We start from the raw sequence: 25,175 nt of genomic DNA, 5'->3' as shown, positions 1-25,175 counted from the left end.
GGTACAACGGCCGCAAAGGCAGAAGGCAGATTGGCCACAAAGAAGCACAAAGGGCACAAAAGAAAACCGAAGAGGAACACAGAAGAGAGTTAGCCACAAAGAAGCACAAAGGGCACAAAAGAAAACCGAAGAGGAAGAGTGCGTTTCAGAACACTGCTCTTCTGTATTGGTTTTCTTTTGTGCCCTTTGTGCTTCCAGGGCAAACGCACTCAATCCCCTAGGAATCGCTGGATTCTAGCTAATTTTGAGGCGTGTGATCGAGCGGCCATCGCTCGCCTCCTGCGCATGTGCGGCCCCGCCTCCATATGATTCTGGCGCGCCCTCACCGCCTCGGAGTCTGCCGATGAGTGCCGCCCCCGGCCCACGCCCGTTAATCGAGTACCTGTCCCAGATCCCGGATCCGCGGGTCGAGTTGAAGTGCTTCCACGACTTGATTGATGTACTCATGATCGTGACCTGTGGGACGATCGTCGGGGCCGATGACTTCGTGTCGATCGCCGAGTTCGCGCGGGCCAAGGAGTCCTGGTTCCGGGACCGGCTGGGGCTGACGCTGCGCAACGGGATTCCGTCCCACGACACCCTCAACCGGGTGTTCGCGCTGGTCCGCCCGGAGGCGTTCGGGCGGTGCTTCCGGGCGTGGGTCGCGGACGCCGCCGAGGGCCTCCGGGTGCCCCACATCCCGATCGACGGGAAGACCATGCGGGGGTCCAAGCGGGTCACCGGCACGGGGGCTCGCAAGGCCACACACATCGTCAGCGCATGGGCTCAGCAGTTGGGCCTCACGTTGGCCCAGGTGAAGACCGACGAGAAGTCCAACGAGATCACCGCGATCCCGGAACTGCTGGAGCGGCTGGACCTCGCGGGGGCCCTGGTGAGCATCGACGCGATGGGCACCCAGAAGGACATCGCCCAGCAGATCGTGGCCGCCAAGGGGGACTACCTGCTGGCGGTCAAGGACAACCAGCCGCGGCTGCTCGAGGACATCCAGCGGTTGGCCGAGGGGGCCCTAGAGGCGAGCTACGCGGGCCGCTCGACCGACCTCAACGAAGGAACGGGCCACGGGCGCGAGGAGATGCGGTTCTGCTTCGTGATCGACGACCTGGAGTCGATCCGGGACCGGAATGTGTGGCCCCGGTTGCGGTCCGTCGTGGTGCTCGTCAGCAGCCGCACGGTCGCCGGTAGGACGAGCGACGAGGTGCGGTATTACATCAGCTCGCGGAAGGCATCGGCCAAGCGGTTCCAAACGTGGATCCGGGCTCATTGGTGCATCGAGAATTCATGCCATTGGGTGCTGGATGTCGCGTTCCGAGAAGACGACCACCGACTCCGTGAAGGGCACGGCCCGCAGAATATGGCCCTCGTGCGCAAGATCGCCTTGGCGATGTTGAAGAAGGCAAACGCCAAATGTGGGATCAAGAACCGGCGACTCAAGGCCGGATGGGATAATACCTACCTCGAACAGGTACTACTGAAAAATCCCGAGGATTGAGTGCGTTTGCCCTGTTGTGCTTCTTTGTGGCTAACTCTTCTGTCTTCGCGGCCGTTGTACCTCAGCCGCTCTTGCGCGGGTTGGGGTAGTGTTCCTGCATCACCTGCTTCATCTCGCGCACCGCCCGCTCCATGCCGACCAGCACCGCGCGGGACACGATGCTGTGCCCGATGTTCAGCTCTTCCACGCCGGCGATCCGCACGATGGGCTGCACGTTCCAGTAGTTCAGCCCGTGGCCCATGTGGACGTGCAGCCCCAGCCCGACGGCCCGCGCGGTGGCCGTCCGGAGCTTCTCCAGCTCCGCCTCCACCGCCGCGCCCTTCGCTTCCGAATAGCTCGCGGTCTGGAACTCGATCGCGTCCGCGCCGAACTGCGCGCTGGCGTCGATTTGCGCCGGGTCCGGATCGATGAACAGCGAGACGTGGACGCCGGCGCCCTTCAGGCGCTCGACCGCGCCCCGAACGCTCGCGGCGTTGGCAACGACATCCAGCCCGCCCTCGGTGGTCAGTTCCTGGCGCTTCTCGGGCACCAGTGTGACCTCGTCGGGCCGCGCCTTCAGTGCGATCTCGACGATCTCGTCGTAGGCGGCCATTTCGAGGTTCAGCCGCGTGGTGACCGTCTCGCGCAGGCGGAACACGTCGCGGTCCTGGATGTGCCGGCGGTCCTCGCGGAGGTGGATCGTGATCCCGTCGGCCCCGCCGAGCGTGGCCAGCACGGCGGCCGCGACCGTGTCGGGCTCGTGCGCCCGGCGCGCCTGGCGCAGCGTGGCGACGTGATCGATGTTAACGCCGAGGCGGATCATCTTCTGAGGTTCCAGGTGACGGGGCGCCCGCCGCTACCGGTGAGAGAAGCGGGCGAGGTAATCGAGCACGGTGCGGTAGCGGTCCAGTTCGCGGAGCAGCACGCGGTACGCGACCACGGCCAGCACCCCGTCCATCAGCCGCTCGACGATCGGCGAGATGATCGGGAGGAAGAACCAGTGCGCGAGCAGGAAGTAGTTGAGCACGCCCAGCGCCGCGAGCAGCGGGAAGGTGATCTGCGCGGTGCGGCTGATCCGGTACCGCGAGTCGAAGTACATCTGCGCGGCGAGCCGCACCTCGGCCCACACCTGCACGAAGAACCACGGCTTCCGAATGTCTTGCGGCTCGGGCGGGGTGAGGATGGCCCCGAGCGGCGGGGCCGGCAACAGGCGCATGAGCGGGAGGATCGCGCTCGCCGCCGACGACACGACCGAGCCCTCGGCGGGCGGGGCGGCCGGCGGCGGGGGCGGCGGGGTGCTGCTCGGTTCGGTCATGCCCACTCCTCAGGCGCGTCGGTGCGCTGACGGTGTTAGGGTAATGCGTTCCCGCGTCGACGGAAAGGTCAGAGTCGGCCTCATGTTCCGGGCGCCGGCGCCGGTCCGGTGGTTTCAAGTTCCCGGGGTTGTTGACGGGTCCAACGGCGCGCCGGATGCGCCACGGTCCCCACCTGCTGGCGCCCGCGGGGACGCGCCCGGCCCGGGCGCCGGAGCGACCGAACCGGGGCCGGAGACCGGGGCGGGGCAGTCGGGTCACGGCTTGTTCTTGTGCAGTTCGAGCATCGCGTCGGCCAGCGACTTGCCGATGCGGTTGAACCAGATCGCACTGCCCAGGTAGTGGTACGGGAAGTCGCCGCCGATCTTGTCCCACTTTTCCTTGTTCTCGCGCCACGTCGGGAACAGCTCCTCCGCGGCTGTGTCCACCAGCACGTCGGTGCGAACCGCCTTCACGTTCCCCCGGTACTCGGGCACCTCGTTCATCGCCAGTTGCGCCTTCTGGATGACGAGCATCGGCCCGGTCGCGGGCTTCGACCCGTTCTGCCCCATCGCGGCGATCACCACCGGCAGCTTCGGCGCCTTCAGGTCCTTGCGCACGTCGTTGATGAGGTGCTTGAGGTTCGCCTCGTACTCGGTCTCGGCCCCGTTGTACTGATCGTTCCACCCCTGGAACCACACGAACCCGGCGAGTTCGAACGGCCGCCCCTTCAGCGCCGGGAACAGCGTGCCCATGTTCTCGGTCGCCCCTTTCACCTCCGCGAGCATCGCGCGGTACGACTCCCCGTAGCCCTTCTTGATTTCATCAAGGGTCGGCAGCGGATCGGTTTTCTTGTTCTTCTCGTTGTTCTGCCGGACCCGGTCCCGGGCTTGCTTGAGCTCCTTTTCGAGAACGGCGTCGGCCGGCAGCCCGGCGGCCGGCGGCCGGAACTGCTTGTACAGCGAGTGCCCGCCCCACGCCGCCTTCACCAGCAGCACCGGCTCGTCGAAGTGGTTGCCCAGCGCGGTCCCGAACTCCAGCTCCGCCCCGGTGCGGCCCGGCGAACCGAACCCGACCGTGAGCGGCCCCTTGCGGTCGAGGAACTTGACGAACACGTCGTCACGAACGGCCCACTTGTCGCCGGCGCGGAGGTGGGCGAACAGGTCTTTCGTCTTCGCGTCGGCGGCCTGGGAATCGAGCAGCGCGTTGGGCGCCTTGCCTTCCATGTTCGACTGCCCGGCGAGCAGGAACACCTTGACCGGCTTGGGGGCGTCGGCGCGGGCCGGCGTGTGGCTCGCGCCGGCTCCGGCGACGAGCAGGAGGAGGGACAGGACGGTCATGATGGGTGACCCGAAAGGAGGGAACCGACTCGAACGGCGTTCGAGCCGACACTCTCTCCGGGTGCGGAGCGGTTTGCAAGGGGGCGCGCGTCGTTTTGCACGCGGCTACGAGCGCGGGGACCGGACGTTCGGTCCCCGCGCCGGGCGGTCACTTCACGCCGCTCTTCTGGCGGGCCGGGAGGAACTCGTCGCCGGGGTTCCAGGTCGGGAGCTTGTCGGCGTCAGCGGCGGCGCGGGCGATGTCGAGCGCGAACCCGCCCAGCACCGGGAACCCCGAGTAGTCCCACTCGGGGCGCACCTCGTCCTGCGGGGCGTGGTAGCGCTGGTCGTTGAACTCCTGCGCCGCCTTCTTCGCGAAGTCCGCCGACTTGCCCTTGAGCTTCGACCCGGCGCCGATCGAGAACGCCGGCACGCCGGCGCGGGCCAGCGAGAAGTGATCCGACCGGTAGAACACCCCCAGGTGCGCCCGCGGGTCGGGCTCGACCTCCAACTTGTGTTTCGCCGCGGCGGCCTTTACCACCGGGAACGCGGTCGTGCGGTCCGCGCCGGTCACCACCACCGACTCGGGCACGCCCAGCGGCAGGATCATGTCGAAGTTCAGGTTCAGCGCGGTCTTGCCCAGCGGCACCAGCGGGTTCTGGGCGTAGTACTTCGACCCGAGCAGCCCCTTCTCCTCGGCGGTGACCGCCAGGAAGACCGCCGACCGCTTGGGCTTCGGGCTCTGCGCCGCCCACGCCCGCGCCAGCTCCATCAGGAGGGCGGTGCCGGTGGCGTTGTCCGCGGCGCCGTTGTAGATGGTGTCCCCGACCACCGCCCGGCCGACGCCGAGGTGGTCCCAGTGCGCGGTGAACAGCACCGCCTCGGACTTCAGCGTCGGGTCGGAGCCCTCGACCGTCCCGACGACGTTCTTGCTGTGGATCTTCTCGATCGTGGTCGGCACGCGGCCCTTCAGGTTCACGCCCAGCGCGCGCGGTTTGAACCCCTTCGTGTCGGCCGCCTTGAGCGCGTCACCGACGGTGAGGCCCGCGGGGGCCAGGAGCTTTTCCCCGGCCTTCTGCGAGAGCCAGCCCGCGAACGCCAGCGCGGGCGTGTTGGGATCGCGCTTGAGCTGCGCGCCGTCGAGCGGGCGCACCACCGAGTACGGGTACCCGGCCGTCTCGTTCGTGTGGATGATGAAGCACGCCTTGGCCCCGCGGCGCGCGGCCTCCTCGAACTTGAACGTCCACCGGCCGTAGTACGTCAGCGCCTTGCCGCCGAAGAACTGCGGGTCGTCCGACGGCGGCTCGTTGGTGAACAGCACCACCACCTTGCCCCTTACGTCGGTGCCCTTGTAATCGTCCCACCCGAACTCGGGCGCGGTGATCCCGTGCCCCACGAACACCGCCTCCGCGTCGAACTCTTCGAGTTCGGTTTGCGTGTGGCTGGTGCCCGAGAACTCCTCCTCGCACTGGAACGCGATCGGATCCTTGCCCGGGGCGGCGGCCTGGAGCGTCGCCTTCGGACTGGTGGCCACGCGCACGAGCGGGACCGGCTGGAAGTACGTCCCGGCGGCGCCGATGGGCTTGAGCCCGGCCTTCTTGAACTCGGCCGCGATGTGGTCGGTGGTCAGCTCCTCGCCGCGCGTGCCGGGGCCGCGTCCCTCGAGCCGGTCGCTGGCGAGGTACGCGATGTCGGCCTTGATGCGGTCGGCGGACAGCGCCGGCGGGTCCGCGGCCGGCGCGCGGGCCGTTACCGCCAGCGCGGCGCAGCAGGTGAGTGCGAGTCGGAACGTCACGGCGTGCGTCCTTCCGGTGAGGTGCGGCAGGCGGAGAGGTACGCGGCTATTATGCGAACTCCAGTAGTCGCAAGTCACAAGTCACAGATCACAGGTCGGCAAGTCTCAAGTCACAGGTCGCGGCTCCCAAGTCCCAAGTCCCAAGTCACAAGCATCGCGAGCGACCTTGGTGACTTGAGACCTGCCGACCTGTGACTTGAGACCAGGAAGCAGCGCCGGCGGGTCCCGAATCGTTTTTAACGGGATCGACAGGATCGAGCACCATCCCGTTGATCCTGTCAAAAATGGCGTTTCCGGCCGCGGGGCGAACCGGCGGGGCCGGTCCGTTCTCCTTCCGGCGCGGGCCGCTACAATTCCCTTTCATCCGCACCCGGAAGAGTTTGGGGAGCCGTCGCACATGGCCGAGCCGTACAAGATCGTCATCGGGCTGGAGGTCCACGTCCAGCTCCTCACCAAGACCAAACTGTTCTGCGGGTGCCTCAACAAGTTCGGACTGCCCCCGAACACCGCCACGTGCCCGGTGTGCCTCGGGATGCCCGGGTCACTGCCGGTGATGAACGAGCAGGCGTTCAAGCTCGCCCTCCGGGCGGCGCTGGCGCTCAACTGCCAGATCGCCCGGCACCCCGGGCAGGCGCCGGGCTTCACCAAGTGGGACCGCAAGAACTACTACTACCCGGACCTGCCGAAGAACTACCAGATCTCGCAGTACGACCTGCCGTTCAGCCACGACGGGTGGCTCGAAATCAACATCGCGAAGGACCCCAAGAAGGAGTTCGTGGGCCGGAAGATCGGGATCATCCGCGCGCACCTCGAAGAGGACGCCGGCAAGAACCTGCACGACGAGAGCGGCAAGGGCGGCGACACGCTCGTGGACCTCAACCGCACCGGCACCCCGCTGCTGGAGATCGTGTCGCACCCCGACATGACCTCGCCCGAGGAGGCGATCGCGTACCTGGAAGAGATCCGGCTGATGCTGCGCGAGATCGGCGTGTCCGACTGCGAGATGCAGGAGGGCTCGCTGCGGTGCGACGCGAACGTGAACATCCACGTCCCGGTGATCGGCAAGGAGCACGCCGAGACCGGCAAGGACTACCACGCCACGCCGCTGGTGGAGATCAAGAACCTGAACAGCTTCCGCGCCGTCGGCCGGGCCATCACCTACGAGGCGAAGCGGCACTACGAGGAGTACCAGAAGGACACCGCGGGCACGTTCCGCTTCGGCAAGATGCTGAAGACGACCGCCGGCTGGGACGACGCGAAGGGCGTCACGGTGGTCCAGCGGCACAAGGAAGATGCGGCCGACTACCGGTACTTCCCCGAACCGGACCTGGTGCCGGTGGTGGTGACCGAGGCGCAACTCGCCGAGGCCCGCGCCGCGATGGGCGAGCTGCCGCAGGAGCAGCGCAAGCGGCTGGTGGCGCAGTACGGGCTGTCGTCTTACGACGCGCAGGTGCTGACCGCGAAGGGGCGTCCCACCGTGGCGTACTTCGAGGCGGTGGCGACGGCGCTGAACGACGGCAAGGCCGCCGCGAACCGGATGAGCGACCTCGTCTACCCCGCGCTGACCGAGCGCAAGGAGGAGATCACGGAGTTCCCGTTCGACGCCGCGAAGTTCGCGGACTTCGTGAAGACCGGCCCGACCAACTCGCAGGACCGCCGCGACGTGTTCAAGCTGATGGTGGATGAGGGCCTGGACCTCGCCGCCGCGAAGGTGAGAGCGGGCATCAAAGAGGTCAACGCGGACGCGCTGCGGGAGTCCGTGAGGCAGGCGATCGCGAACAACCCGAAGGCGGTCGCGGACTTCAAGAGCGGCAAGGACGCGGCCAAGATGAAGATCGTCGGCGAGGTGATGAAGGCCAACAAGGGCGTGTCGAACGAGGTGGTGCGCGGCCTCGTGGACGAGGAACTGGCGAAGGTGTGATGGCGCCGGTACGCGAGTGCCCCAGGTCGAGGGCCTTGGTTTCGCCGAACGGGGCTACTGGATTTCCGTTGCCCCGATGCGGAACGAGATTCACAGCCCGGCTAGTTGCATCTATTTCTTGTGGCACAGACAGGAATGTCTGTGCGGCGCGAGAGGACTGCACAGACAGGAATGTCTGTGCCACAAAGCCAAATCCAAAGCAGACACCGGCAACCGGACTGTGGGCGAGATGTGGCAGAGGGCCGGGTGGGAATCGAACCCACTACACGCGGGTTAACAACCCGCCGCTATTCCGTATCAGCTTCCGACCCGCGAACAGTACACCGTGCTGGAGTCGAACCAGCCGACCAGACTTCGGAGGCCCGGTGCCGATAAACCGTCGGACGGTGCGCGATCAGGACGGCCGGAATCGAACCGACTTGAACGAGTTCCCAAGACTCGCGGCCAGCCAATGGCCCACGTCCTGAAGTTGCCCGCGCGAGTGCCGGGGGCGGTTGAAAGTTACGACCGGATTCGCACCGGCAACTTCCCGCTCCCAAAGCGAGTGCTCTACTATTGAGCTACGTGTGTACGCCCCCGATGTCGGGCGCGGGCAGAGCGTTCGGCGGGACTCGAACCCGCGCATCCTGGTTGGGAACCAAGCAGGCTACCACTAACCTCACGAACGCAGTCTTTTCGAGCACGGAATCGCGACAAGGACCGCGCGATCCGTTCCGAGTTCCGAACTTCAAAACAGGTCCCGGTGGCTGGGGTCGAACCAGCTCCTCCGCGTTTTCAGCACGGCGCTTCTACCGAGTTAGCTTCGCCGGGACGTTACGAACCAGTGCCCCGCCAGGGGATCGAACCCTGCGTATACCGGTTAAAAGCCGGCTGCTTCACCGTTGAAGCGTGCGAGGCGTGTTTTGAATGCGGAGTGCGGAATCCGGAATGCGGAATATAATCCAAAGCAACCACAGCAATGATTTCAATCCGTTGCTTTTAATTCCCCGTTCTGAATTCCGCACTCCGCATTCGAGAGGTTCCGGGGGCTGGAATCGAACCAACATCTCCGCGTTCAGAGCGCGGCGTTGCTACCGTTGAACTACCCCGGAACAGGTCCCGACCGCGCCGAGCACGGGGAGAAGGAGTCGAACCTTCATGGTGGCCGGGTTCAAAGCCCGGAGGCATACCGTTAGCCCATCCCCGTAGCGACCAGCGAGCAGCGGTGGTAGGAATCGAACCTACAAATTACGCCTTAACAGGGCGTCGCCTTACCATTCGGCTCCACACCGCTGTGCGCGAACCCGTGAACGTACGAACGCACCGTCGGCCGGGCGTCTCGATGGGAGACGCCCGGCCGACGGTGCGTTCAGCGTGTGCTGAAGGCGGTCGGTGCCTGGCGTCACCCGGTCTGTTGAGCGCGGGGGCGGTTCGGGAACTGTCCGGGGCGATTAAACCGCCCGAACCCGAACCCGCGCCGTTGCGGCTGCGGGCGTTGCGGGTTTCGCGGTTTATTCATGAACCCGGTCATGGGAGGCGTCCTATTTCGATGGTGATGTCGTCGCAGATATAGACGCGGCGCACACCGACGGGTTCGCGGTGTGCGCCGATTTATTTCGAACCCGTCCCGGCCGCTACCCGCCACCCGGTTCCGGCGGCAAGCGGCCGGGACGGTGCGCGTCCCGAGTTCGCTCACCACCGGCGCCGGTCCTCGACCACCTCGATCCGCACGCGGCGGCCGTCGCGCTCCAGGCGCCGGGCCACGCGCTCGGCCTCGTGCCGGGTCTCGTACCGCCCGTACCGGTCCCAGTGCCCGAAGTGCCGGATTAGCACCACATAGTCGTGGTCGTGGCGCGGGTGACCCGGGGGCACGAACCCGACGTCCAGCGGCCCGCCGATCGGCCCGCGCACCGGCTCGCCCGCCGTCGCGGAGGCCCCGCCGAACCCGACCGCCGCCGCCGCCACCGCCCCCAGAATCAGTTTGCGAATCATCGGTATTTCCTTCCCGACTCGGAGTCGAGAGCTTGAGGTTTCCCGGCGGTTTTCTGCTCCCGCCAGATTCACTCAAGTAACGGGCCGCAACGGCCGACTTGCGCCCCGGTTCGCATTGTTGGCGCGTGCCCGGACGCCTATATCTGGTAGGGAACGAAACGAGCGCGATCGGCGGCGCGTGAGATGGTGCGGCCCGGGGGCGGACCCGGCCCGCGCCGCGCGGCCCGCGCGAGCACGAGAGACACGAATGGCGCGCCCGCCGCTCTACCCGCTCCGGTTCGACCCGATCTTCACCACCAACCTGTGGGGCGGCCGGCGCCTCCCGGCGTACCTGAATCGCACCGTCAGTCACGACGACCCGGTGGGCGAGGCGTGGGTGCTCAGCGACGTGGACGGGAGCCCCAGCCGCGTCACCGACGGGCCGCTCGCCGGGCGCACGCTGCGCGAGCTGCTCGCCGACGCCCCGGAGCGCGTGGTGGGCGGTGCGAAGGCCCCGCAGGGGCGGTTCCCGCTGCTGCTCAAGTTCCTCGACGCCCGCCAGGAACTGTCCGTCCAGGTCCACCCGAACGACCAGCAGGCGGCGCTGCTCGGCCCCGGGAAGTTCGGCAAGACCGAGGCCTGGGTGGTGCTGGACCGCGACCCCGCGACCAGTCGGCTGTACGCCGGGTTCGCCGAGGGCGTGTGCGCGTCCGCCTTCCGCGCCGCGCTCGACGCGAAAACCACCCCGGGCACGCTGCACAGCTTCACCCCCGAGGTCGGCGACTGCGTGTTCCTCGAGGCCGGCACCGTCCACGCAATCGGGGCGGACCTGCTGCTGTTCGAGGTGCAGCAGACGAGCGACATCACGTACCGGCTCTACGACTGGGACCGCGTGGACGCGAAGACCAAGCAGCCGCGGCAGCTCCACATTGATGAGGGGCTGGGGTGCGCGGACTTCGGCCGCGGCCCGTGCCACCCGGTGCGCCCGTCGGCGGCGGCGGACGGCGCCGCCCGGCGCGAGACACTGGTGTCGTGCGAGTACTTCACGCTGGAGCGGCGGACGGGCGCCGCGCCGTTCCGCGCCGGGGCGGCGGACGCGTGCCGCGCGGTCGTGTGCGTCGGCGGCAGCGGGGCGCTGGAGTGGGGCGGGAACAGTTACCCGCTCCGCACCGGCGACGTGTACCTGCTCCCCGCCGAAGTGGGCGCCGTGACGGCCGTTCCGGCGACCCAACTCACGCTCCTCGAATGCGGCCTTCCGGCTTGAGCCGGGAAGAAGAAGAGGATTGGCCGCAAAGAAGCACGGGAGCAAAGGCAGATTGGCCACAAAAAAGCACAAAGGGCACAAAAGAAGACAGAAGACCAAGACAAAAGAGTGAGTTCAAAACACTTCTTCTGCTTTGGCCTTTGGTTTTCTTTTGTGCCCTTTGTGCTTTTTTGTGGCCAATCTGCCTTTGCTCCCGTGCTTCTTTGCGGCCAATCTGCCTTTGCTTCCGTGCTTGCTCGCTCCGTTTTTCTGAACACTTCGCGGCCTGGGCGGACATGATGGGGTAGAAGCCCGCCGGGAACCCCGCCGATGTCCGCTCGCACCCCGTTTTTGAACCCGCTCCTCGCGCTCGACGACCGCACGCTGCTGGCGCGGTTCGCGGAGCAGCACGACGAGGACGCGTTCGAGCAGCTCGTGAAGCGGCACGGCCGCCTCGTGTTCGGCGTGTGCCGCCGGGCGGTCCGCGACGCCCACCTCGCCGAGGACGCGTTCCAGGCCGTGTTCCTGGTACTCGCCCGCGCGCCGCAGAAGGCGGTCGAGGCGGCGTCCGTCGGCGGGTGGCTGTTCGGGACCGCGCGGCGGGTCGGGTCGGCCGCCCGCCGGCACGAGCACCGGCGCGAGCGGCGCGAGGCCCGCGCCGCTCAGCCGGCGGCGGAAGCGGGCGCCCCGGGCAGCGATTTCAGCGACCTCCTGTGCGTCCTCGACGAAGAGCTGGGAACGATGCCCGAGGAGATGCGGGCGGCGCTGGTCGCGTGCTTCCTCGAAGAGCGCACCCAGGACGAGGCGGCGCGCGAACTGGGGTGGAGCGTCAGCACCCTGCGCCGCCGACTCGAAAGCGGCAAGGAACTCCTGCGCTCGCGCCTCGCCCGCCGGGGCGTGACGCTCGGGGCGGGGCTGCTCGTGGGCGGACTCGGGGCGCCGGCGCGGGCCGCGGTCCCGGCACTGAAGCCGTCTCCGGCGGCGACGGTACTCGCGAACGAGGTGCTGGTCCGGGGAGTCGGGCTGAAGGCGGCCGCGCTACTGACCTCGGTGGCGCTCGCGGTCGGCGGGCTGGCGCACGGGTTCGCGAGCGACGCCGCGCCGACCGCTTCCGCGCAGGCCACGGCCCCCGCGGAAGTGGCCCCGCACACCGCCGAGCGCGTTCCGTGGGCGACCGTGTCGGGCCGAGTCGTGTTCCCGAAGGGGCACGCGGCGCCGAACCCGACGGCCCTGGCGACGGCGGCGCTCAAGGACGCGAGCGTGTGGGAGCCGTTCGCCCCTCTGTTCGACGAGGGCGTCCGCGTGAACGCGGGCAACCGCGGGATCGCGGACGCTGTCGTCTGGCTGCGACCGGACTCGACCGACCGCCGGGCCGAGTTCCCGGCCGAGCGGGTTCACCCTGCGCTCGCCGGCGCGAGGCCGCAGACGCACGCGGTAATCGCGGCGGCCGGGCAGTTCCGCCCCCGCGTGGTTGCGGCCCGGGCCGGCGACGCGGTGGTGTTCGAGAACCGGCTCCCGGTGCCGACCAACGTCCACTACGCCCCGACCGACGACGGCGCCCGCGACTTCAACGTGCTGCTCGGAAAGGGCGTGGCGCACACTGCCAAGCCGCTCCCGGCCCTGCGCGTCCCGGACGTGTACCGCTCGGACATCTACCCGTGGATGCGCGGCTGCGTGTGGGCGTTCGACCACCCGTACTTCGCCGTCACGGGCGCCGACGGGCGGTTCGAGCTGAAGGGCGTGCCCGCGGGCGCGTGGCGCCTTGTCGTGTGGCACGAGGTTGCCGGCTACCGCGCCGCGAGCCGACTCGGCGCAAAACTCACCGTTCCCGACGGCGGGAGCGGCCCCATCGAACTCGGCCCGATCGAGTTCGAGAGCGACGACTGGCCGACTCCGTAACCCTCCCCGTTCCTGATTTCCGAGGTGCTCCGATGCGACTTCTCATGTCGTGCGTGTGGTGCTGCGCGCTCGCGGCCGTTGCGGGCGCGGACGACAAAGACAAGTGGGCCACGGTGAAAGGCCGGGTCGTGTTCCCACAGGACGCGAACCTGCCGAAGCCCGGTACGCTCAACGTCACCCAGGACAAAGAGCACTGCCTGAGCAAGGGACAATTGCTCGACGAGTCGGTGCTGGTGAACCCGAAGAACCGGGGCATCAAGAACGTGGTCGTGTACCTGCGCCCGGACGACGCCAAACTGACCGCCGAGTTCACGCCGCAGCAGATCCACCCGGATGACGCCAAGCGGAAGCCGGCGGAAGTGGTGATCGACCAACCGTGCTGCGTGTTCGTGAAGCGCGTCACCGTGGCCCGGGTGGGCGACACGCTGGTGGTGAAGAATCCGTCCCCGGTGGCGCACAACTTCTACTGGGAAAGCGGCAACAATGGGTCCCACAACCCGAACATCGCCAAGCAGACCGACTGGAAGATGCCGAACGCGCTGGTAAAAGAATCCCCACCAATCCCCTACAAGTGCTCCGTTCACCCGTGGATGGTCGGCTATGTGCGCGTGTTCGATCACCCGTACTACGCGGTCACCGACGAGAACGGGAACTTCGAGATCAAGAACGCCCCCGTGGGCAAGTTCCGCATCGCGTACTGGCACGAGAACGGCCTCCGCGGCGGGGTAAAGGGCCGCGCCGGCGACCCGATCGAGATCGCCGGTCCGACCACCGAGCTGAAGCCCACCGACTTCGACGTGTCCCCCAAGCCGTAACTCCGCTCCGGGTTGAGGCAGCGACGGCCCCGCGCTCCACAGGTCCTATCCTGCCGGGCCATTCCACGCCTCAGATTGGGCCACTTAATTATCCCGTCTCCTGTGGGCGCCGGCCGAGAGCCGCCGGCGCCCGCAGGCCTGGGGTGCCCCAAACCCACGCACATTGTGAAACACGGAAGTGGCCTGCCAGGGACGTGGTGAAAACTGAGTTCGGCGCGTTGCGCGGTATGTGCGGTCCAGCACACCTTCTACCACTTTGCAAAGTACTACGCCGATGGCCTCATTATCACAACACCACGGCGCTGTAGCTCGTCAGGGATACTTAATGCACTTGCGCAGCCGCCCAGGTCCAGGAACTGTAGGGCGGTGAGTGGTGCCAGCGGGGACAGGTCCAACACCCCCGTGCAGCCACTCAGGTCCAGGCCTTCTAACGCCGTGAGGTTGGCCAGCGGGGACAGGTCCGACACACCCGCGCAGCCGCTCAGGTCCAGGTCCTCTAACGCCGTGAGGTTGGCCAGCGGGGACAGGTCCGACACACCCGCACAGCCGCTCAGGTCCAGGAACCGTAAGGCGGTGTGTGGTGCCAGTGGGGACAGGCACGACACCCCCGCACAGCCGCTCAGGTCCAGGAACCGTAAGGCGGTGTGTGGTGCCAGCGGGGACAGGTCTGACACCCCCGCGCAGCCACTCAGGTCCAGGCCCTCTAACGCCGTGAGGTTGGCCAGCGGGGACAGGTCCGATACCCCCGCACAGCCGCTCAGGTCCAGCTCCTCTAACGCCGTAAGGGGTGCTAGCGGGGACAGGTCCGACACCCCCGTGCAGCCGTTCAGGTTCAGGTGCCGCAATCCCGTGAGGTTGGCCAGCGGGGACAGGTCCGCCCACCCCGCACAGCCGCTCAGGTTCAGGTGCCGCAATCCCGTGAGGTTGGCCAGCGGGGACAGGTCCGACACCCCCGCGCAGCCGCGCAGGTTCAGGCCCTCTAACGCCGTGAGGTTGGCCAGCGGGGCCAGGTCCGACACCCCCGCGCAGCCGCTCAGGTCCAGGAACCGTAAGGCGGTGAGATTGGCCAGCGGGGACAGGTCTGCCCCCCCCGCGCAGCCGCTCAGGTCCAGGAACCGTAAGGCGGTGAGATTGGCCAGCGGGGACAGGTCCGATACCCCCGCACAGCCGCTCAGATCCAGCTCCTCTAACGCCGTAAGGGGTGCTAGAGGGGACAGATCAGCTATATCTGTTTTGCTCAACACAAGACGTCGAAGAGATAGTCCTCGGCGTATTTGGGTCCAGAGCATCTCAAGGCGTTTGTCGGGATCGAACCCTGAGCGCCGGAGAATAACTGGCAGAGCGTTTTCGTGCCGCTTTTTGGAGGGCTCTCGCTGTTGGCTGTGCAACATCCAGCCAATGATTGTCAGCAAATCTCGCTCGCGTTCGTGAGATTCCAACCCAGTGTAGGGGTCGATCAGTATTTCCGCTAGCAGTCGTACTCGCGATTCTGAAACCGTGTCATCATTGGGTAGCTCATACCGGGGACCGAACAGCGCTTCTCGCAACTCCTCAGCCCACTGCGGCCTCTCACTCAATCGCTCGAACAAAAGTAGCATCGTTTCAGTCCACGCCGCACTATCGGCATAGTCGTTCAGCGAGTCGCGCGATGTGCCTGGGTACAGATCGCGGCCTCGCACCCACTTTGGAGAGGCAATTTGATTCTCAAGGCATCGAGCGGCAAAATACTCTTGGAATGACAAATGCATGAACGCATATCGCCCCTCGCCCCTGGGTAGCAAGAGCCCGCTACGCCGAGCAACATAATCAAGGAATTGCTCTGCCTCGGAGCGGCTCGGGGCGCCACCCACTTTTGGCATCTCATCGACGAGAAGCTTGAGCAGTTCTTCTCGTCCGATAAGGATTTCCCGCGCTTGCTGGCGGCTTCTTTGCTTTGCGTTCGCGGCACGGCGGGTTTGGAGGTGGAATGCGACGAACGCTAGCCACATTTCCATCCGGTCACGGGTAAATCTGGGGAGAAATCCGCGTGACTTGTCGATCGACTCCAGGTATGCTTCGGCAACTTTGTCGTACAGTTTCGCCCGACCATGGGGCAGGTCAAGTTGCACCTTGTACACCAGCGCGAACAGCGTGAGTAGGTTCGGAATTCGAGCCAACGCAAGTGGCCCTCCTTCAGATCGCAGCCGGCTGAGGAACTCGCTTGCAAGGCGTGTACCTTCGGTCGTACCTTTAGTCTCTCTCGCCATGAACCACGTTCGTGCAAACTGATCTACCTGTCTGTCGTCGAACGGGCAGCAATACGCTCGACGCATTGGAACCATTAATTCTCCGCTCAGCCCTCGGGCCGGTGCCAACAGTACGTTCGTCCGTCCAGAGAGCGTCTCGGCTGATCGAGTGACGCTCTCTTCTGAATCGGCATCCTGCTCAGGTGAGGACCAATCCGTGGGGACGTCGTATGGTACCTCGTCGTATCCGACTATGCGCGAGGTTAGAAGCCAGGGTGGCAGATGCCTGTCCTTATTAATCCGCGGAAATTGTGCTCGCGCGATGCCCTCAGCAATTGCTGCCCTCAATGCCTTTCGTACCTCCAGATCGGACAGTTCATCCAACCCGTCCACCAGTACGAACGCCTGCCCACGTGCAAATATTGCATCGAACTCAGTACGGGTGAGCTTGTCCTTCGCGACGCCATGCTCCAGAAACTTGTCACACAACGAGTTCCAGGTGATGTCGCGGGTAACAGCCAGTTCGCGGATTACGAGTGGAATCGGCACCATTGGACCGAACTTGTCCAGCCACTCTCCCCCATCCCAGCGGGTAAAGTTCCACGCTACCCAGTTCAATAGCGTCGATTTGCCGGCACCGGGGTCGCCCAACAGTACGACATTCGGGTTCTTCGCATCGAACAGGTCGATCAGCCGGTGCCGCCCCTTTTCCCACGCTTTCGTGGGCTCATCGGCGCGGTGGTACGCACCGTGAACGTAAGGCTCCACGAACAACCGCGACAGTGGCTCATCCGGGGTTTCGTGCAGGTGCGGCAACCCAAGGAAACGCATGTACCCGTGCCAGTCGTTCACCGACCGCAGGTACGCGAGCAACCGCGGGTCGTTGTTCGGGTCCGGCAGGTCCGGCCGGGTTGCGGTTCTGCGCGTGTTCATACAGCCCCCCGGATCAGGCACTGCTTAAAAATGTCGGTGGTGAGACCGGGCGACGCTTGGCTCTTCAGGAACCGGACAAGCGACTGGATGCGGAATACGTTTCCCCGAGCTGGGTCCGGAAACGTGGACGGGAACGCTGCGGCGCCGGGCGTCGGCGCCGCAGCAGCGGCACCCGGCACGTCCGCTGGCTTCAGATCCTTGAACAGGTCGTGAGTAGCCGTTATCCCGGGGTTCTCACACCACTGCGCGATGAGGTTAAAAAACTCTTGGCCGTGCCATTCCAGCACTCGATACAGTTCTGGGTTAAACTGGTGCAGGTACGCGAGCACTACACACAACTCGGGCACAGGGGTGTCCAACGAACCGGACCGGGCGGCGTGCGCGAGGAACCGTGCCAAGGTGTTCACGAACGATTTGATCCGTCGCGGGTTCGCTGGCAGACACTTGTGCTGCTGAATCAGTAACCCCAGCGTGCCCGGCGCAAGTTTCTGCCCGTCTTTCGCTGCCAAATCGGCCACGCCGGCGTCCCGGAGCCACCGGTTCACGAGCGCCTCAAAATTGGCGCACGCAGGCAAGTGCCAATAATTCTTGCAGATCTTGTCCATGTAGTCGCGGGCACGGAGCCGGGCTTCATCGCTCGGTTTCTCGGCCTTTTCTTTGGCCATCTGCTCTGCCAAGCTCTGCTCAATTACTGTCTGATTAACGCCCAATACAAACACGCAATTCGGCAGGTTCAGATAGATTTTGATGCCCTCCAGCAACCGATACGCGGCCTGAGCCTCGCACCGGTCCAGGTCGTCGATCAGCACCACCACGCGGGCGCTGTTGACCTGCGGGAGCAGGCGGCGCAGGGTGTCTTCAAGGAACTGGCGGAGCGTGTGCGAGGGAAGTTGCTCGGCGAAATGTTCTTTCTCCCATTTCTCGCCGATCTCTTGTACCTTGGAAGCCTGCACCCCGACCCGCTTGGTGAGCCACTCCATCGCAAACAGTGCGGACTTGACCGACACCTCGCCAATCTTCTTGGCCGAATCGAACAGTTTGCTGGCGGTAGGCAGTTGCGCGCGAATCTCGTGCAGCAGCGCGACTACTGGCGCGGGCTCGTGTTGATACCGCCACGCCTCGAACCAGATTACCGCAACGTGGTCTTTCGGTTGCCATTCTTGCGGCCAATGCTCGGTCATCACCACACCACGGTCGAGCCCGTCGAGCGGTGGACAGGTGCCGGTGAGGTAGTGGTGGAGGATGTGGAGGAAGCTGGTCTTTCCGGCACCCCAGTCGCCATGCACGCCGAGCACGCACGGTGGGTGGCAACCGGCGGCCGTGTCGCCTACCTGCCGGACGAGGTCCATGCGGGTGAGCAGGTCTGTCAGTGTAGGCTCGTCGGACAGGAATGTGGGCGCAGACATTCGTGCTCCTCCTCCCCGTGCATGATAGCGACGGGTTGGGGGAGCAATAACCAGATCCACCGCTTGCCATCAGCCGTGTATGGCTTCCGGCTACGTCGGGTGTCCGTTCGCGGCGCAAAGGGTAGCGGTCAAGAGCGGGCTGCTGACCTGAGCGTTCGGCACCGGTTGGAAGCGTTGTGCGGTACGGACCGCGGCAGAGCCGGTGGTTGAAGCCTGTCCGGAGGCGTCGTCGCTTCCGACTTGCCGGCGCTGTAACGGGGGTTACACGACCGCACGGGCTACCACCGACGGGGCGCCGACTGGACATTCGCTACCGTCCGACTGGTCAGGAGCTGGCCGTTCGCTGGGGTGCTGCTACCACCGAATCCCGGCCTTTGAGCCCCAGGAACAGGGTTACGGTCAGCCAAATGTGAGTAGCGAGAACAGACACGGATCAGAGGACAAAGCCTTGCTGAGTAATACCTTACACGCGAATCGATCGAGGCGAGCGGCATTGCCGATCGAACGAGAGGAGCGGCCGGATGCGTCACATCACGACCGCGAGTCGGAAGCGGACGCCGGCGCGGGCCGCCGCTTCCAGTTCGTCTCCCAGGTTGGACAACTCGGCCATCACCTCGGCCGGCCGGGAGAACGCTCCGGGGTGCGATTCCAGGTACTCGTACAGAGCGTTGACCGCCGCGACCCCGGCCGCTGCCGGGAACCACACCGCGGGCGGCAGTTCGGCGAGCCGTTCGTCGTCTATGAGTCCGGCCACGTCCTCGGGGGCGTAGCTCTCGAACGCCAGCAGCGACGTCAGCCCGTTCTTCGTCGCCAGCCGGTCGAGCGATTCGCGCGTGCGAAGCAGTTGCGGGTTGTCGCCGCCGAGCGTGCCGTGGGGCAGAACCGCCGACTCGAACACCGCGCTGAAGGTGGCACTCACCCCGCCGTCCTCTGCCGGTTAAAGGGTCACGAGCGCGCTGCTCCACGTCAGCCCGCCGCCGAACGCGACCAGCAGCACCGTGTCCCCGCGCTTGCACCGGCCCGTCCGGAGCGCCTCGTCGAGCGCGATCGGCACGCTCGCGGCCGACGTGTTCCCGTACCGGTCCAGGTTCACCATCACCTTGTCCCGCGGGAACCCGGTCGATTCCAGCGCCGCATCGATGATCCGCTGGTTCACCTGGTGGGGGATCAGCACGTCGACCCCGGGCAGCCCCAGTTCGCACACGTCGTGTTCGGCCCGCTCGATGAGTTCCACCATCCGCGTGACGGCGAACCGGAACACCTCGCGCCCGCTGATCCGGATGTGATCGAGCCGCGGCAGGGACGTGCCGGGCGGCGGGGTGGGGGTGACCTTGCTCGGCACCTGGATCAGCTCCTGGCGCGAGCCGTCGCAGTAGAGCCGCAGCGCGCGGATGCTGTTGTCGGCCGGCGGGGCGGCGCTCAGCACCACCGCCCCGGCCCCGTCGCCGAACAGGATGCACGAGTTGCGGTCGGTGAAGTCGAGGGTCCGGGACAGCACGTCGGCCCCGACGAGCAGCGCGTGCCGGGCCGCCCCGGTGTAAATGAACTGCGCCCCCACCGACAGGGCGTACAGGAACCCCGAGCACGCGGCGCTGAGGTCGAACGCGGGGATCGGGCGGGTGCCCAGTCCCGCCTGAATCAGCGCCGCGGTGGCCGGGCACATCAGGTCCGGGGTGACGGTGGCGCACACGATCAGGTCGAGGTCGGCGGCGGTCAGCCCGGCGGACGCGAGGGCGGCGCGGGCGGCGGCGGTGCCGAGCGTGGCCGAGGTGTCGCCGGGGCCGGCGAACCGGCGCTCGCGGATGCCGGTGCGGGTGCGGATCCACTCGTCGGACGTGTCCAATCCCAGAACGTCGGTGAACTCTTGGTTGGGGACGACGCGGGTGGGTAGGGCGCTGCCCGTGCCGCGGAGAGCTACCCCGAACTGTGGAGTCATCACGGGACCAGGTTGTATGGGGCGGACCAGACGCCGAAGTGTTGGTGTAGCAAAAAAGCGCAACGGACGCTAGACGAACAGCTTGGTCCGTTGGTTGCGGCCCGCGGGCGCGGTATCATCACATCCATTGCGCCCGAAGTTTGGGAGAGAACGTGGCAGACAGTCAAACCGGCGGGGCCGAACCGGGGCCGTGGTACAAGGACGGGCTGGCGTTCGAGTGCACCCAGTGCGGGGACTGCTGCACCGGCGCGCCCGGGTTCGTGTGGGTCACCGACGAGGAACTCGCCGCGATCGCCGCGAAACTCGGCGAGCCGGTGGACGAGGCCCGCGACCGCCTCACCCGCCGCGCACGCGGGCGCCGCACGCTCCGCGAGCGGCCCAACGGCGACTGCGTCCTGCTCGACGCCAAGCGGGGCTGCACCGTGTACGGCGTGCGCCCCGCCCAGTGCCGCACGTGGCCGTTCTGGGAGAGCAACGTCGAAACCCCCGAGGACTGGAAGCGCACCTGCGACATCTGCCCGGGCTCGGGCCGAGGCGAGGTCATTCCGGTCGAAGAGATTTCCCGCCGGCTCAAGGTCATCAAGATGTGAGGGGCCGCGTGGGTGGCAGCCCCTCAGTCGAGAAGAAATAAGAGGTTTCACCGCAGAGGGCGCGTGAGGGCGCAGAGAGAAAATGCAAAGTATGAAAGAGCTCTCACGCGGTCTTCATTCTTCTCTCTGCGCCCTCACGCGCCCTCTGCGGTGAAACCTCTTTGGGACGACCTCATCAATGACTGACGACGTGCGGAGTGAGGTGCTGGCGGTGTACGCGGCGGCGGACGCGGCTGTAAGCGCCGCCGCGCCGCGGTGCGACGCGTCCGGGCGGTGCTGCCGGTTCACCGAGTACGGGCACACGCTCTTCATCAGCGCGTTCGAGGCCGAAATCCTGCTCGAACGCGCCCCACGCTACGAGCAGCCCGTGTCCCGCGACGGCTGTCCGTTCCAGATCGACGGGCTCTGCAGCGCTCGTGAAAACCGCCCGCTCGGGTGCCGTATCTACTTCTGCGACCCGACGTATGAACCGCGCATGAGCGAGATCACGGAGGAGTCGCTCGCCGCACTCAAGCGGATCGCGGACGCGCACGGCACCGGGTGGAACTACGCCCCCCTGCACCATTTCCTCAACGCGCGGCCGCGCCCGGACGGTGCGGATACCATGACACCGCCGGTGACACGGGTTCCCCTGAGCGTCGTCACACCCTCCGGGGGCTGACGCCGCTCGGTTCGCAGGAGGTCCGATGATACGCTCCCTTGCCGCGCTCGCCCTCGCGTTCGCCCCTGCGCTCACGCTTTCCGCCGCCGACTGGCCGCAGTTCCTCGGGCCGAACCGCGACGGCAGCACCCCCGAGTCCGTGGCGCCGTGGGCCGCCCCCCTCAAGCCGCTCTGGAAGCAACCGGTCGGCGAGGCGCACAGTTCCCCGGTGGTCGCGGACGGACTCGTGTACGCCTTCTACCAACCGAAGGGGAAGAACGCCGACGCGCTCGCCGCGTTCGACGCCAAGACCGGCGAACTGAAGTGGGAAAAGAGCTACGACCGGGCCGAGTTCAAGCCGCTGTTCGGCAACGGTCCGCGCGGCACCCCCGCGGTCAGCAACGGGAAGGTGTTCACCTACGGGGGCACCGGGATCGCCGCGTGCTGGGACGCCAAAACCGGCGCGCTCGAGTGGAAGGTGGACACCCTGAAGGAGTTCAACGCCAAGAACCTGTTCTTCGGCGTCTCGACCTCGCCGCTGGTGGTCAACGATCAGGTGATCCTGCTGGTGGGCGGTAAGGGCGCCGGCGTCGTGGCGCTCGAGGCCAAGACCGGCAAACCGGCGTGGAAGGCGACCGACGAGGCCGCCAGCTACTCGTCCCCCGTGCGGGCCGGCAAGCAGCTCGTGTTCCTCACCGGCGGGAACCTGCTCGGGCTGTCCGAAACGGGCGAGAAGCTGTGGGCCGTTCCCTTCGAGGGCAAGGTGGGCGACCTGATCGAGTCGTCCGCCACCCCGCTCGTGGTGGGCGACCTGGTCATCGGCAGCACCGTGACCGGCGGCGCGATCGGGCTGAAGGTCACCGAGAGCGGCGGCAAGTACGCCACCAAGCAGGAGTGGTTCAGCAAGCCGCTCACGTGCTACTTCTCGACCCCCGTGGCGGTCGGCGACTACCTGTACATGGTGAACGGCACCGTGTCGTTCAGCAACCCGACGATCACGCTCCGGTGCGTCGAACTGAAGACCGGGAAGGTGGCGTGGGAGAAGAAGAACGTCGGCAAGTACCACGCGGCGATCGTGAAGTGCGGCCCCGCGGGCAAGGAAACGCTCCTGATGCTCGACGACGCCGGCGCGGTAACTCTGTTCGAGGCGAACCCGAAGGAGTTCAAGGAACTGGCCAAAAGCAAGGCGTGCGGGAACACCTGGGCGCACCCGGCGCTCGTGGACGGGCGGCTCTACCTGCGCGACGAAAAGGAACTGCTCTGCTTCGAGTTGAAGTGAGCGCGGACGCGGCCGGCCGCCGAACCGTAACCGAGCGCCCTCAAGACGGAAGGTGATCCCGTGACCGGTGGACTGCTCCTCGCGGCGGGCTTGGTACTGGTCGGGCTGTTCACGGGCGCGCGGCAACGGCAGACGCTGCGCGCGCTCGGCGCGGAGCCGTTCCTGCCGGACGTGGACCGGGCGTACCGCCGCGGGCTGGCCCGGCGCCGCACCGTCACGTCCGCGATCCTGGTCCTCATCGGCGCGCTGATCGCGGGGTACTACGTCTCCGGGATGGACGCCCGCATGGACGCCATCCCCGAGCGCGACCGGCCCGCGCTCCCGGACGGAGCCGACGACCCGCGACCGGCGGAGGGCAAGCAGTTCGCCCGACTCGTGGCGGTGTACTGGAGCGTGGTGATGGGGCTGGTGTTCGTCGCCGTGTGCCTGGCCGTAAAGGACTTCTGGGCGACGCGAACGTACTGGATGGCGCGGTACAAGGAGCTCCGGGCCGACCACGAGACGAAGCTGCAACGCGACCTGGCGGTCCACCGGCAGCAAAGGCTGAACGCTCGCGTCCCGGGCTTAAAGCCGCCCGAGGACGACACCGCGACCGACGAGCCGCCGGTGTGAGCCGAACCCGTTCCGCATTCGCGAGACGTGAATTGAGGAGTGGCGTTACGGGGAGATGGCCCCGCCTGCTGACGCAAGCGGGGTAGCCGTGACCGAACTCGGACCGGACCGAGCCGGGCAGCGAACCGTTACGGCAGCGGGATCGTCTTCAGGTCGCCGCTCTTGAGCAGAAGGAGGGCTTGGGTGTCGTTCAGCTTGTCGAGTTGCACCACGTCGGCCAGTTCCTTGATGGCTTCAGCCTTTACGCCGGCCGTACCGCCGCCCTTGACCGCCGCGGTGAGAGGGGCCGCGGTCGCGAACTCGCCGGCCGGCAGCTTCAGGATTCCGTGCCGGCTGTTCGCCATCAGCACGTAGTCCTTGCCGTCTTTCGTGTAAACGATCATGTCCAGCGGCTTGTTTTGGTTACCCAGCTCGGCGATGGTCACGCCCTTCACCTTCGAGCCGGCCTTCAGATCGGCCACCGGGATCTTCACCAGCGGGGTGCAGGTGTACGCGGCCATGATGTGGTCCTCCTGGCCGATCTTGTACGGCACGAAGGTGCGGATCGGGGATTTCGTTTCGAGCGCGCCGTTGTGTGCGGCATGGAAGATTTCAATTCCGGTGCCCTTATCAACGTCTTTGAACGGGAACGGGATTACGCGCAGGGTGCTGGCGAACTGCTCGCTCGACAACCCCGCGACGATCACCTTGCCGTCCACGAACGCGAGCTGGGTGATGACCTCGGGCGCGCCGCCCTTGGCCCCCGCGGTGGCCGGGTTCGGAAACGTGGCCTTCGCGAACGCCACGTCCTTCAGCGCGAACGGGGCCACGGTGCCGTCGCGGGCCACCTTGACCAGCGCCGGGGTTCCGGCGCCGGCGCCGCGGGCGACTCCCACGAACACGTTCCCGGACGCCGGGTTCACCCGCACGTCGGTGATCTTCACGTCTTTGTCGGTGACGCCCAGCGCCGCGGCGATCTTGGAGTCCAGTTTCTCGACGTTCAGCGGCTTGTCGCCGGCCGGCTTGGTGTCGCCGGTGTCCACTGCGAACACCGCGGCCCCAGCGGAGTCGCCGATGAGCAGCAGCCCCTTGGGGCCGAACGCGAGGGCCGTGACGGACTTCACCTCGGGGGTGCCCCTGGTCAGGCCGTCGTCGGCCCGGCCCGCGGCGGCGGACGCGACGAGCAGCGCGGCGGCCAGCAGCTTGGTGCGCATGAAATGTTCCTCACGGGGAAGGGAGGCGAACGGGTCCGGGGCGTGCGGCCCCGGACTGTGCATCATCCCGCTCCCGGGCACGGAAGCAAGCGAAAAGGGGTGAGAGTTTTCCGCGCCCCGGCAGTGCCCCCAGAGGCAGGCCGGCGTACCCTGGCAGGACGGGGCCGCGGGCGCGGCGCCGGTTCGGTTTCTGGTCCGGAGGGATGCTGATGCGTCTGACGACGATGTTCGCCGTGTGCGCGGCGCTCACGGTGGTGCCGTTCGCGGCCGGTGAGGACAAGAAGCTCGAGCGCCCGGCGCTCGACTCGAAGGAGTGGAAGAAGACCAAGTCCGGGCTGGAGATCTGGGACGTGAAGGAGGGAACGGGCGAGGCGGTGAAACCCGGCGCGACCGTGACGATCCACTACACCGGCTGGCTCACCGACGATAAGGCGACCAAATTCGACAGCAGCCTGGACCGCGGGAAGAAGGCGACCTTTCCGCTGGGCCGTCTCATCAAGGGGTGGCAGGAGGGCATTCCGGGGATGAAGCCGGGCGGCGTCCGGCGGCTCCGGATCCCCGCGGACCTGGCCTACGGCGACGAGGACAAGGGCATCATACCCGCCGGCTCCACGCTGGTGTTCGAGATCGAACTGTTCGAGGCGAAGTGACGCAAGCGG

20 protein-coding genes and 8 tRNA genes are annotated in these 25,175 nt (G+C 66.6%); 10 read left to right on the top strand and 18 right to left on the bottom strand.

All coding sequences use genetic code 11. The features are described from left to right. Positions 1-343: 343 nt before the first annotated feature. Positions 344-1,489 carry an ISAs1-like element ISGob5 family transposase gene (locus GobsT_RS02470; RefSeq protein WP_010033957.1) on the top strand — a complete coding sequence of 382 codons (1,146 nt, stop codon included), beginning with the start codon at positions 344-346 and terminating at the stop codon, positions 1,487-1,489. Positions 1,490-1,550: 61 nt separating this feature from the next. Here the strand turns inward: GobsT_RS02470 and GobsT_RS02465 are convergent, their stop codons facing one another. The 4 genes from GobsT_RS02465 to GobsT_RS02450 form a co-directional block, all read right to left on the bottom strand. After that, positions 1,551-2,291, bottom strand: a complete 741-nt coding sequence (locus GobsT_RS02465) for a pyridoxine 5'-phosphate synthase (RefSeq protein ID WP_010043685.1) — start codon at positions 2,289-2,291, stop codon at positions 1,551-1,553. 33 nt (positions 2,292-2,324) lie between these two features. After that, a complete protein-coding gene (locus tag GobsT_RS02460) occupies positions 2,325-2,783 on the bottom strand; it encodes a hypothetical protein (protein ID WP_010043687.1) in 459 nt (152 codons plus the stop codon). 255 nt (positions 2,784-3,038) lie between these two features. Further along, the gene (locus GobsT_RS02455; RefSeq protein WP_010043689.1) at positions 3,039-4,100 is read right to left on the bottom strand and encodes a sialate O-acetylesterase; all 1,062 of its coding nucleotides are present in this window, start codon (positions 4,098-4,100) and stop codon (positions 3,039-3,041) included. 148 nt (positions 4,101-4,248) lie between these two features. Next, on the bottom strand, positions 4,249-5,874 hold the full coding sequence (locus GobsT_RS02450; RefSeq protein WP_010043691.1) for a M20/M25/M40 family metallo-hydrolase: 1,626 nt from the start codon (positions 5,872-5,874) through the stop codon (positions 4,249-4,251). 397 nt (positions 5,875-6,271) lie between these two features. Between GobsT_RS02450 and gatB the strand changes: the two genes are divergently transcribed. Beyond that, positions 6,272-7,795 (top strand): Asp-tRNA(Asn)/Glu-tRNA(Gln) amidotransferase subunit GatB, encoded by a 1,524-nt coding sequence (gene gatB / locus GobsT_RS02445; RefSeq protein WP_010043693.1) that lies wholly within the window; start codon positions 6,272-6,274, stop codon positions 7,793-7,795. A 238-nt stretch (positions 7,796-8,033) separates the two neighbouring features. On the opposite strand, the gene GobsT_RS02440 is transcribed toward gatB, so the two are convergent. The 9 genes from GobsT_RS02440 to GobsT_RS02400 all read right to left on the bottom strand — a co-directional run bounded on the left by GobsT_RS02440 (position 8,034) and on the right by GobsT_RS02400 (position 9,766). After that, positions 8,034-8,106 (bottom strand) — tRNA-Asn (locus tag GobsT_RS02440). Positions 8,107-8,189: 83 nt separating this feature from the next. After that, a tRNA-Pro gene (locus tag GobsT_RS02435) sits at positions 8,190-8,261 on the bottom strand. A gap of 130 nt (positions 8,262-8,391) precedes the next feature. Beyond that, positions 8,392-8,463: transfer RNA gene (locus GobsT_RS02430), tRNA-Gly, on the bottom strand. A 69-nt stretch (positions 8,464-8,532) separates the two neighbouring features. After that, positions 8,533-8,605 (bottom strand) — tRNA-Phe (locus tag GobsT_RS02425). Between the two features lie 14 nt (positions 8,606-8,619). Further along, positions 8,620-8,692: transfer RNA gene (locus tag GobsT_RS02420), tRNA-Lys, on the bottom strand. 122 nt (positions 8,693-8,814) lie between these two features. After that, positions 8,815-8,886, bottom strand: a tRNA-Gln gene (locus GobsT_RS02415). Between the two features lie 21 nt (positions 8,887-8,907). Next, positions 8,908-8,981, bottom strand: a tRNA-Gln gene (locus GobsT_RS02410). Between the two features lie 13 nt (positions 8,982-8,994). Beyond that, a tRNA-Asn gene (locus GobsT_RS02405) sits at positions 8,995-9,068 on the bottom strand. Positions 9,069-9,466: 398 nt separating this feature from the next. Then, on the bottom strand, positions 9,467-9,766 hold the full coding sequence (locus tag GobsT_RS02400) for a hypothetical protein (RefSeq protein WP_010052988.1): 300 nt from the start codon (positions 9,764-9,766) through the stop codon (positions 9,467-9,469). 247 nt (positions 9,767-10,013) lie between these two features. On the opposite strand from GobsT_RS02400, the gene GobsT_RS02395 reads away from it, so the two are divergent. The 3 genes from GobsT_RS02395 to GobsT_RS02385 all read left to right on the top strand — a co-directional run bounded on the left by GobsT_RS02395 (position 10,014) and on the right by GobsT_RS02385 (position 13,702). Then, the gene (locus tag GobsT_RS02395) at positions 10,014-11,009 is read left to right on the top strand and encodes a type I phosphomannose isomerase catalytic subunit (protein WP_010052985.1); all 996 of its coding nucleotides are present in this window, start codon (positions 10,014-10,016) and stop codon (positions 11,007-11,009) included. A gap of 309 nt (positions 11,010-11,318) precedes the next feature. Next, the gene (locus GobsT_RS02390) at positions 11,319-12,887 is read left to right on the top strand and encodes a sigma-70 family RNA polymerase sigma factor (RefSeq protein WP_010052587.1); all 1,569 of its coding nucleotides are present in this window, start codon (positions 11,319-11,321) and stop codon (positions 12,885-12,887) included. Between the two features lie 32 nt (positions 12,888-12,919). Further along, positions 12,920-13,702, top strand: a complete 783-nt coding sequence (locus GobsT_RS02385; protein ID WP_010052589.1) for a hypothetical protein — start codon at positions 12,920-12,922, stop codon at positions 13,700-13,702. A 266-nt stretch (positions 13,703-13,968) separates the two neighbouring features. Here GobsT_RS02385 and GobsT_RS02380 read toward each other — a convergent pair whose 3' ends face one another. The 4 genes from GobsT_RS02380 to GobsT_RS02365 all read right to left on the bottom strand — a co-directional run bounded on the left by GobsT_RS02380 (position 13,969) and on the right by GobsT_RS02365 (position 20,202). Further along, entirely contained in the window at positions 13,969-16,860 is a 2,892-nt protein-coding gene (locus GobsT_RS02380) for an NACHT domain-containing protein (protein WP_109571341.1), read from the bottom strand. Further along, the gene (locus GobsT_RS02375; protein ID WP_148087581.1) at positions 16,857-18,326 is read right to left on the bottom strand and encodes a KAP family P-loop NTPase fold protein; all 1,470 of its coding nucleotides are present in this window, start codon (positions 18,324-18,326) and stop codon (positions 16,857-16,859) included. The genes GobsT_RS02380 and GobsT_RS02375 overlap by 4 nt, the downstream gene beginning before the upstream one ends. A 466-nt stretch (positions 18,327-18,792) precedes the next feature. Then, positions 18,793-19,185, bottom strand: coding sequence for a hypothetical protein (locus GobsT_RS02370; protein WP_010049630.1), 393 nt, complete (start codon positions 19,183-19,185; stop codon positions 18,793-18,795). Positions 19,186-19,203: 18 nt separating this feature from the next. Next, positions 19,204-20,202: a beta-ketoacyl-ACP synthase III gene (locus tag GobsT_RS02365; protein WP_010049633.1), complete on the bottom strand. Its 999-nt coding sequence runs from the start codon at positions 20,200-20,202 to the stop codon at positions 19,204-19,206. A 152-nt stretch (positions 20,203-20,354) separates the two neighbouring features. Here GobsT_RS02365 and GobsT_RS02360 point away from each other — a divergent pair, with 152 nt between their 5' ends. The 4 genes from GobsT_RS02360 to GobsT_RS02345 all read left to right on the top strand — a co-directional run bounded on the left by GobsT_RS02360 (position 20,355) and on the right by GobsT_RS02345 (position 23,323). Continuing rightward, a complete protein-coding gene (locus GobsT_RS02360; protein ID WP_010049635.1) occupies positions 20,355-20,792 on the top strand; it encodes a YkgJ family cysteine cluster protein in 438 nt (145 codons plus the stop codon). Positions 20,793-20,970: 178 nt separating this feature from the next. Then, positions 20,971-21,453 carry a hypothetical protein gene (locus tag GobsT_RS02355; RefSeq protein ID WP_010047156.1) on the top strand — a complete coding sequence of 161 codons (483 nt, stop codon included), beginning with the start codon at positions 20,971-20,973 and terminating at the stop codon, positions 21,451-21,453. A 25-nt stretch (positions 21,454-21,478) separates the two neighbouring features. Then, complete coding sequence (locus GobsT_RS02350) at positions 21,479-22,711, top strand: PQQ-binding-like beta-propeller repeat protein (protein WP_010047158.1); 1,233 nt, start codon at positions 21,479-21,481, stop codon at positions 22,709-22,711. 60 nt (positions 22,712-22,771) lie between these two features. Further along, a complete protein-coding gene (locus GobsT_RS02345; RefSeq protein ID WP_010047160.1) occupies positions 22,772-23,323 on the top strand; it encodes a hypothetical protein in 552 nt (183 codons plus the stop codon). Between the two features lie 128 nt (positions 23,324-23,451). Here the strand turns inward: GobsT_RS02345 and GobsT_RS02340 are convergent, their stop codons facing one another. Beyond that, on the bottom strand, positions 23,452-24,516 hold the full coding sequence (locus GobsT_RS02340) for a hypothetical protein (RefSeq protein WP_010047162.1): 1,065 nt from the start codon (positions 24,514-24,516) through the stop codon (positions 23,452-23,454). Positions 24,517-24,725: 209 nt separating this feature from the next. Between GobsT_RS02340 and GobsT_RS02335 the strand changes: the two genes are divergently transcribed. Further along, complete coding sequence (locus GobsT_RS02335) at positions 24,726-25,166, top strand: FKBP-type peptidyl-prolyl cis-trans isomerase (protein ID WP_232068324.1); 441 nt, start codon at positions 24,726-24,728, stop codon at positions 25,164-25,166. Positions 25,167-25,175: the final 9 nt, after the last annotated feature.

Origin of the sequence: Gemmata obscuriglobus, assembly GCF_008065095.1 — a bacterium.
GTDB lineage: Bacteria > Planctomycetota > Planctomycetia > Gemmatales > Gemmataceae > Gemmata > Gemmata obscuriglobus.
Note: the sequence above shows the minus strand (reverse complement) of the source record. Positions and strands in the feature narration are given on the sequence as shown.

Excerpts from the sequence above, each read along its gene's own strand:
- GobsT_RS02365 (WP_010049633.1), bottom strand. The coding sequence starts at position 20,202 with ATGACTCCACAGTTCGGGGTAGCTCTCCGCGGCACGGGCAGCGCCCTA.
- GobsT_RS02460 (WP_010043687.1), bottom strand. The coding sequence starts at position 2,783 with ATGACCGAACCGAGCAGCACCCCGCCGCCCCCGCCGCCGGCCGCCCCG.
- GobsT_RS02335 (WP_232068324.1), top strand. The coding sequence starts at position 24,726 with ATGCGTCTGACGACGATGTTCGCCGTGTGCGCGGCGCTCACGGTGGTG.
- GobsT_RS02355 (WP_010047156.1), top strand. The coding sequence starts at position 20,971 with ATGACTGACGACGTGCGGAGTGAGGTGCTGGCGGTGTACGCGGCGGCG.
- GobsT_RS02455 (WP_010043689.1), bottom strand. The coding sequence starts at position 4,100 with ATGACCGTCCTGTCCCTCCTCCTGCTCGTCGCCGGAGCCGGCGCGAGC.
- GobsT_RS02395 (WP_010052985.1), top strand. The coding sequence starts at position 10,014 with ATGGCGCGCCCGCCGCTCTACCCGCTCCGGTTCGACCCGATCTTCACC.
- GobsT_RS02350 (WP_010047158.1), top strand. The coding sequence starts at position 21,479 with ATGATACGCTCCCTTGCCGCGCTCGCCCTCGCGTTCGCCCCTGCGCTC.
- GobsT_RS02380 (WP_109571341.1), bottom strand. The coding sequence starts at position 16,860 with ATGAACACGCGCAGAACCGCAACCCGGCCGGACCTGCCGGACCCGAAC.
- GobsT_RS02400 (WP_010052988.1), bottom strand. The coding sequence starts at position 9,766 with ATGATTCGCAAACTGATTCTGGGGGCGGTGGCGGCGGCGGCGGTCGGG.
- gatB (WP_010043693.1), top strand. The coding sequence starts at position 6,272 with ATGGCCGAGCCGTACAAGATCGTCATCGGGCTGGAGGTCCACGTCCAG.
- GobsT_RS02470 (WP_010033957.1), top strand. The coding sequence starts at position 344 with ATGAGTGCCGCCCCCGGCCCACGCCCGTTAATCGAGTACCTGTCCCAG.
- GobsT_RS02465 (WP_010043685.1), bottom strand. The coding sequence starts at position 2,291 with ATGATCCGCCTCGGCGTTAACATCGATCACGTCGCCACGCTGCGCCAG.
- GobsT_RS02340 (WP_010047162.1), bottom strand. The coding sequence starts at position 24,516 with ATGCGCACCAAGCTGCTGGCCGCCGCGCTGCTCGTCGCGTCCGCCGCC.
- GobsT_RS02390 (WP_010052587.1), top strand. The coding sequence starts at position 11,319 with ATGTCCGCTCGCACCCCGTTTTTGAACCCGCTCCTCGCGCTCGACGAC.
- GobsT_RS02385 (WP_010052589.1), top strand. The coding sequence starts at position 12,920 with ATGCGACTTCTCATGTCGTGCGTGTGGTGCTGCGCGCTCGCGGCCGTT.